Genomic DNA, 6,753 nt, shown 5'->3' on the forward strand with positions numbered 1-6,753 from the left:
GGAGCTTGCTCCCGCTCGGGTGCGCAGCGCCCGCAAAAGGGGGCCGCTACGCAGCCCAGCGGGAGCAAGCTCCCTCGCCACGGGTTAGCGGTGACTATGGCAATTCGCGAGAGGCGTAGAACGCACTCAACACCTTCACCAGGTGCGCCAGGTCATGGCTGCCACACAGCTCGCGGATCGAGTGCATGGCGAAGGTCGGCAGGCCGATATCGACGGTGCGCACGCCCAGTTGGCTGGCGGTGATCGGGCCGATGGTCGAGCCGCAACCCATGTCGCTGCGCACCACGAAGCTCTGCACTGGCACTTCTTCGGCCATGCACAGGTGACGGAAGAATCCGGCGGTTTCGCTGTTGGTGGCGTAGCGCTGGTTGCTGTTGACCTTGATCACTGGCCCGGCGTTGAGCTTGGGGCCGTGGTTGGCGTCGTGCTTGTCGGCGTAGTTGGGGTGCACGCCATGGGCGTTGTCCGCTGAAACCAGCAAGGATTTCTGGATGGTGCGCACGAACTCTTCACCTTCCGGCAGCAGGCGCCGCAGGGTTTGTTCGAGCATCGGACCGTCAGCGCCACAGGCCGAGCAGGAGCCGACTTCTTCGTGGTCGTTGCACACCAGTACACAGGTTTCTTCGGTGTCGGCGTTGAGCAAGGCTTGCAGGCCGGCGTAACACGACAACAGGTTGTCCAGGCGTGCGCCAGCAATGAAATCGCCATGCAGGCCAATGACCGCAGCGTTCTGGGTGTCGTAGAAACTCAGCTCGTAATCGAGCACCACATCGGCGTTCAGGCCATGCTCGCGGGCCAGTTGGTCAGTGAGCACGGCACGGAAGTCGACGCGCTCATCGCCGGCAAACTGGGCAAGGATCGGTGGCAGTTCGTTCTGCGGGTTGATCGCCCAGCCCTGGTTGGCCTCGCGATTGAGGTGGATGGCCAGGTTCGGAATCGTGGCGATCGGCGCCTTGAAATCGATCAACTGGCTTTCGACCTTACCGTCGCGGCGGAACGTCACGCGCCCGGCCAGGGACAAGTCGCGGTCGAACCACGGCGCGAGCAATGCACCGCCGTAGACTTCCACACCCAGTTGCCAGAAGCCATGGCGTTGCAGTTCCGGCTGCGGCTTGACCCGCAGGCAAGGGCTGTCGGTGTGTGCGCCGACCAGGCGTATGCCGTCGTACAGCGGGGCGTTGCGGCCCAGCTTGAAGGCGATGATCGAGGAGTCGTTGCGCGTGACGTAATAGCGACCGTTGGGCTCGGTGGCCCAGGTCTCGCGTTCATCCAGACGCTGATAACCCGCCGCCTCCAGGCGTTTGGCAAGGCTGGCGGTGGCATGGAACGGGGTAGGGGAGGCCTTGAGAAAGTCGATCAGGCCCTGGTTCAACTCTGCGCGCATAATTAACTCCAGACAGCAATGGGCGGGAGTTTACCGTATTGGTGGGGCTGATGATCAGTTGAAATGGCATTGTGGCGAGGGAGCTTGCTCCCGCTGGGATGCGTAGCGGCCCCCAAAAAACTGGGACCGCTTCGCGCTGGAGCGCCAGCCCGGTCCAGCGGGAGCAAGCTCCCTCGCCACAAAAGGTCCGTGCCATAAAGGGGGCTTTGTAGCAGAGGCTTACTTGGCAAGGTTCAGAACGGTGCCGGGCACTCGAAACGCAGGCGTTCGCCGCTTTGCGGGTGGGTGAAGCTCAGCATGCTGGCGTGCAGGCACAGGCGCGGCCAGGCGGCCAGGGCTTGTGGGTGGGCGTAGAGCCCGTCGCCCAATAGCGGATGGCCGATGGACAACATGTGCACGCGCAACTGATGCGAGCGCCCGGTGATCGGCGTCAGCTCGACCCGGCACCAGTCTCCGCAACGCTCCAGTACGCGCCAGAAGGTCAGGGCGTGTTTGCCGTGCTCATGGTCTACCACGTGGCGTGGTTTGGTCGGTGGGTCGTAGCGCAGGGGCAGGTCGATACTGCCGCTGTCCAGCGCCGGCTGGCCCCAGCACAGTGCGGTGTAGGCTTTTTCGGTTTCGCGGTCATGAAATTGCCGGGACAGTTCGCGATGAGTGTCCGGATCCCGGGCCAGCAAGATGATGCCGGAGGTTTCCCAGTCCAGCCGGTGCACGATTCGCGCTTCCGGGTAGCCGTTTTCCTGCAAGCGGGTGATCAGGCAATCCTTGTTGTCGTCGGCCCGGCCGGGCACGGACAGCAGCAGGGTCGGCTTGTCGACCACCAGCACGGCGGCGTCCTGGTGAATGATGCGGATATTGGAAAGGGGCATTGAAAACAGTCTCGGTACAAACGCCAACGGCGGCTCGGGCCCCGGCCTTCAATGTGGGAGCGGGCTTGCTCGCGAAAGCGGTTTTTCAGGCACATCGATGTTGAATGTGCTGCCGTCTTCGCGAGCAAGCCTGCTCCCACAAAGGCTGTGGGGCCCGAGCCGCCGTGGCTCCCGCAGGATCGATCAGCGATCCGGCAGGGTGATGTTGAGTTCCAGAATCGAGCAGCTGCCCTGGCTTTCCAGCGCGACATGCACGTCATCGTTGCCGATGTTGACGTACTTGCGGATCACTTCGACCAGTTCCTTCTGCAAGGAAGGCAGGTAGTCCGGGGTGCTGCGTTGGCCGCGTTCGTGCGCCACGATGATCTGTAGACGCTCTTTCGCGACCGAGGCGGTACTTGGCTTTTTGTTGGCACGAAAGAAGTCAAAAAGGTTCATTACCTACCTCCAAACAGGCGCTCGAAGAATCCCTTCTTCTCGACGTTGAGGAACCGGTGTTCCAGGTCTTTGCCCAGCAGACGGTCAACAGTATCGCTGTAGGCCTGGCCGGCGTCGCTCTGATCGTCGAGGATCACCGGGACGCCCTGGTTGGAGGCCTTGAGCACCGCCTGGGATTCCGGGATCACGCCCAGCAGCCGGACGGCGAGGATTTCCTTGACGTCTTCGACACCGAGCATTTCGCCCTTCTCGACACGCTCCGGGTGGTAGCGGGTGATCAGCAGGTGTTCCTTGATCGGCTCTTCGCCTTTCTCGGCACGCCGGGATTTGCTCGCCAACAGGCCCAGCATGCGGTCGGAGTCACGTACCGAGGACACTTCCGGGTTGGTCACGACGATCGCTTCGTCAGCGAAGTACATTGCCAGGTGGGCGCCTTTCTCGATGCCCGCCGGGGAGTCGCAGACCACGAACTCGAATTGTTCCTTGAGCTCCATCAGGACTTTTTCCACGCCTTCCTGGGTCAGCGCGTCTTTGTCGCGGGTCTGGCTGGCGGCCAGCACATAGAGGTTCTCAAGGCGCTTGTCCTTGATCAGGGCTTGTTGCAGGTTCGCTTCACCGTTGACCACGTTGACGAAGTCATAGACCACGCGACGCTCGCAACCCATGATCAGGTCCAGGTTACGCAGGCCGACGTCGAAGTCGACGATGACTGTCTTGTGGCCGCGCAGTGCGAGGCCGGTACCGATAGCGGCGCTGGTGGTGGTCTTACCCACACCACCCTTGCCGGATGTAACCACGAGAATCTTGGCCAAGGTGTTTCACCCCTAAGGAAAAAGGACTTTGTCAGCCCCTGAAAAACATCTCTTGAGAACGGCGGCAATTGGACAGGCTTGGCTGGAACAGGGCGCTGGACGAGGTTCACCTCCGGTGATCCCTGCCTGATCCTGTTTCCTACGTCGTTTCAGCCGTTTTCGCTACGTTTTAGAGATGCTTGGAAAATGCGGCAGTATCCGTTAAAGCCGTATGATGTTCAACACGTCACCCGACAGGCTGACCTGGACGCCGGCCCCCCACAGTGGGTCGCGGCGCAGATCCTCGGAGACCTTGTACTGCCCGGCGATGGAAAGCAGTTCAGCGCTCAATTGCTGACAGAAGATCCTGGCTTTCGTGTCGCCCTTGACGCCCGCCAGCGCACGACCGCGCATCGGGCCGTATACATGGATGTTGCCATCGGCCAGAAGTTCCGCACCCGGGCTGACCGAGGACACCACCACCAGATCGCCACCCTGGGCGTAAATCTGCTGCCCGCCGCGTACTGGCGAAGTGATGACCCGGGTCGGCTTGATGCTCGGTTCCGGTGGCTTTTCCGGGGTTTTCTTGGTTTCGACCGGACTCAACTCCAACACCCGCTCGCGGGCGCCGGACGGCGGCAATACCGGAATGTCCACGGCAATGGCGGCGGCGATGTCTTCGATGCGGCTGGCACGGATCGCCAGGGTGCGCAGGCCGTGCTGGCGGCAGACGCGCATCAGGCCCGGTAGGTCCACCGAGCCCTGGTCGGCCGGCAATTTGTCGAGGGCCAACACCAGCGGGGCGTTGCTGAAGAAATTCGGCGCCTGGGCGACTTTGGCCGCGAGCTGCCGGTCAAGGCCCTCCAGGTCGTTGCGGGCCAGCTCCAGCACCGTAATGGCGAGCATGCTGCCCTTCAGCTGGAACACGGGATCTTGGTCTAGCGGTTCGGTTTGGCTCATGGTCGGCGTACAACGGCTTATCACTAAAAGTGCCGAGACTTATAACGAGATCGCCCGCGAGCCGCAAGCCGGGTCGAACGATGTAGAATGCGCGGCCCATGTCTTTGTGGAAGCTGTAATGGACCGCCCGCGTTTTCGAGCTGCATTTTTTCATCCGCGTTTCTGGCTGCTGTGGTGCGGCCTGGGGCTGTTGTGGCTGATCGTCCAGTTGCCTTACCCCTGCCTGCTGTGGGTCGGTCGTGCATTGGGCGCGCTGATGTACCGGGCGGCCGGCGACCGACGGCGCATTGCCCGGCGCAATCTGGAGCTGTGTTTCCCGGAAAAATCCGCAGCCGAGCGCAAGCGCTTGCTCAAGGAAAACTTCGCCTCCACCGGCATCGCCTTCTTCGAGATGGCCATGAGCTGGTGGTGGTCGCGTTCGCGGCTGGCGAAGCTGGCCCATGTCGAAGGCCTTGAGCACCTCAAGCAGGCCCAGCGCGAGGGCAAGGGCGTGATCCTGATGGCGCTGCATTTCACCACCCTGGAAATCGGCGCGGCGTTGCTCGGCCAGCAGCACACCATCGATGGCATGTACCGCGAGCACAAGAATCCGCTGTTCGACTACATCCAGCGCCGCGGTCGCGAGCGGCATAACCTCGATTCCCTGGCGGTGGAGCGTGACGATGTGCGCGGCATGCTCAAGTTGCTGCGCGCCGGCCGGGCAATCTGGTATGCACCGGACCAGGATTACGGTGCCAAGCAGAGCGTGTTTGTGCCACTGTTCGGCATCCAGGCCGCAACCGTTACCGCCACCAGCAAGTTCGCACGCCTGGGCAAGGCGCTGGTGGTGCCATTCATCCAGGAGCGCCTGGCCGATGGCAGCGGCTATCGTCTGGTGATCCAGGCACCGTTGGAAGATTTCCCGGGCGAGACCGAAGAGGCCGATTGCATCCGCATCAATCAATGGGTCGAGCGCTCGGTGAGCGATTGTCCCGAGCAATACCTCTGGGCCCACCGGCGCTTCAAGAGTCGTCCGCCGGGTGAGCCGAAGCTGTACGACAAACGCGGTTGAGCCTGTAGTCCACATTCATGAGCACGGAGCATTGCGATGACCCCAGCTGAACCGGTAACGGGTTTGATTCTTTCCGGCGGTGGGGCTCGGGCAGCGTATCAAGTAGGGGTATTGGCGGCGATTGCCGAATTGTTGCCCGTCGGGGCACAGAATCCGTTCCCGGTGATCGTCGGCACTTCGGCCGGCGCGATCAACGCGGTCAGCCTGGCAAGCGGGGCGATGGATTTCAAGACCGCCATCGAACGGCTGACAGCCTTCTGGCAAGCGGTGCGCAGCCATCAGGTGATGCGCAGCGACTGGCGCGGGGTGCTGGCCCAGGCGACGCGCTTCATCACCCACAGCCTGCTGGGCCTGGGCGCCAAGTTGCCGGTGGCGCTGATTGACAGCTCGCCGCTGCGCGAACTGCTCCAGGCGCAATTCCACGCCTCGGGCATCGAGCAAGCCATCGCCGCGCAGCAATTGCGGGCGGTGGCGGTGACGGCGTTCGGTTATGAGTCCGGCCAGGCCGTGACGTTCTATCAGGGGCGCGGCACCATCGATGCCTGGCTGCGACACCGACGTATCGGGGTGCCGACGCCGTTGTCGGTGGAGCACCTGCTGGCCAGTTCGGCGATTCCCTTGCTGTTCGCACCGGTCAAGATCGGCCCGCAGTATTTCGGTGACGGCGCCGTGCGGCAATCGGCGCCGATCAGCCCGGCCTTGCACCTGGGGGCCAATCGGGTGCTGGTCATCGGCGTCAGTGGCAACCCGCGCGGCGCCGGCGGGCAGGATCCCATGGAGCGCAGCTACACCGGCCTGCAACCGACCCTGGCGCAGATCGGCGGCCATATGCTCAACAGCACGTTCATCGACAGCCTGGAAAGCGACATCGAGCTGCTGCAACGCCTGAACGGCTTCAGCCGCTGGTTGCCCGACGACATCGCGGCCCATACTTTGGGCGCGGCGCCGGTGGAGGTACTGGTGATTTCCCCCAGCCAGCCCATCGACGAAATCGCCGCTCGCCACCGCCAGGAACTGCCCCGCGCGCTACGGGTATTCCTGCGTGGGCCGGGTGCGACCAAGACCAGCGGCGCCGGGGTGCTGAGTTATCTGTTGTTCGAGGCGGGGTATTGCAGCGAGCTGATCGAGCTGGGGCGCCAGGATGCGTTGGCGCAGCGCGAGGAGTTGCGACGGTTTTTGGGGTTGGCTCAGGAGTGATACAGCTGTATCTTATACTCATCTGACTCTGCATACGACTGCTGAAGTTTAGTTCTAGGTGGT

At 62.7% G+C, this 6,753-nt stretch carries 7 protein-coding genes; 2 read left to right on the forward strand and 5 right to left on the reverse strand.

The genetic code is table 11. The annotated features are described in order from the left end of the window. Positions 1–94: 94 nt before the first annotated feature. The 5 genes from RGM2987_RS00745 to minC form a co-directional block, all read right to left on the reverse strand. Complete coding sequence (locus RGM2987_RS00745; RefSeq protein WP_245138207.1) at positions 95–1,384, reverse strand: M18 family aminopeptidase; 1,290 nt, start codon at positions 1,382–1,384, stop codon at positions 95–97. Positions 1,385–1,617: 233 nt separating this feature from the next. After that, positions 1,618–2,253 (reverse strand): RluA family pseudouridine synthase, encoded by a 636-nt coding sequence (locus tag RGM2987_RS00750; protein ID WP_025214990.1) that lies wholly within the window; start codon positions 2,251–2,253, stop codon positions 1,618–1,620. 183 nt (positions 2,254–2,436) lie between these two features. After that, positions 2,437–2,691 carry a cell division topological specificity factor MinE gene (minE, locus tag RGM2987_RS00755; protein WP_007960071.1) on the reverse strand — a complete coding sequence of 85 codons (255 nt, stop codon included), beginning with the start codon at positions 2,689–2,691 and terminating at the stop codon, positions 2,437–2,439. Further along, positions 2,691–3,503 (reverse strand): septum site-determining protein MinD, encoded by an 813-nt coding sequence (gene minD / locus RGM2987_RS00760; RefSeq protein WP_024779631.1) that lies wholly within the window; start codon positions 3,501–3,503, stop codon positions 2,691–2,693. The genes minE and minD overlap by 1 nt, the downstream gene beginning before the upstream one ends. Positions 3,504–3,704: 201 nt before the next feature. Beyond that, the gene (gene minC / locus RGM2987_RS00765; protein WP_245138208.1) at positions 3,705–4,442 is read right to left on the reverse strand and encodes a septum site-determining protein MinC; all 738 of its coding nucleotides are present in this window, start codon (positions 4,440–4,442) and stop codon (positions 3,705–3,707) included. A gap of 118 nt (positions 4,443–4,560) precedes the next feature. On the opposite strand from minC, the gene RGM2987_RS00770 reads away from it, so the two are divergent. Both RGM2987_RS00770 and RGM2987_RS00775 read left to right on the forward strand, forming a co-directional pair. Then, positions 4,561–5,493 (forward strand): lipid A biosynthesis lauroyl acyltransferase, encoded by a 933-nt coding sequence (locus tag RGM2987_RS00770; RefSeq protein ID WP_245138209.1) that lies wholly within the window; start codon positions 4,561–4,563, stop codon positions 5,491–5,493. A gap of 36 nt (positions 5,494–5,529) precedes the next feature. Continuing rightward, positions 5,530–6,690 carry a patatin-like phospholipase family protein gene (locus tag RGM2987_RS00775; protein ID WP_245138210.1) on the forward strand — a complete coding sequence of 387 codons (1,161 nt, stop codon included), beginning with the start codon at positions 5,530–5,532 and terminating at the stop codon, positions 6,688–6,690. Positions 6,691–6,753: the final 63 nt, after the last annotated feature.

This window comes from Pseudomonas sp. RGM2987 (assembly GCF_022952855.1).
Classification (GTDB): Bacteria; Pseudomonadota; Gammaproteobacteria; order Pseudomonadales; family Pseudomonadaceae; genus Aquipseudomonas.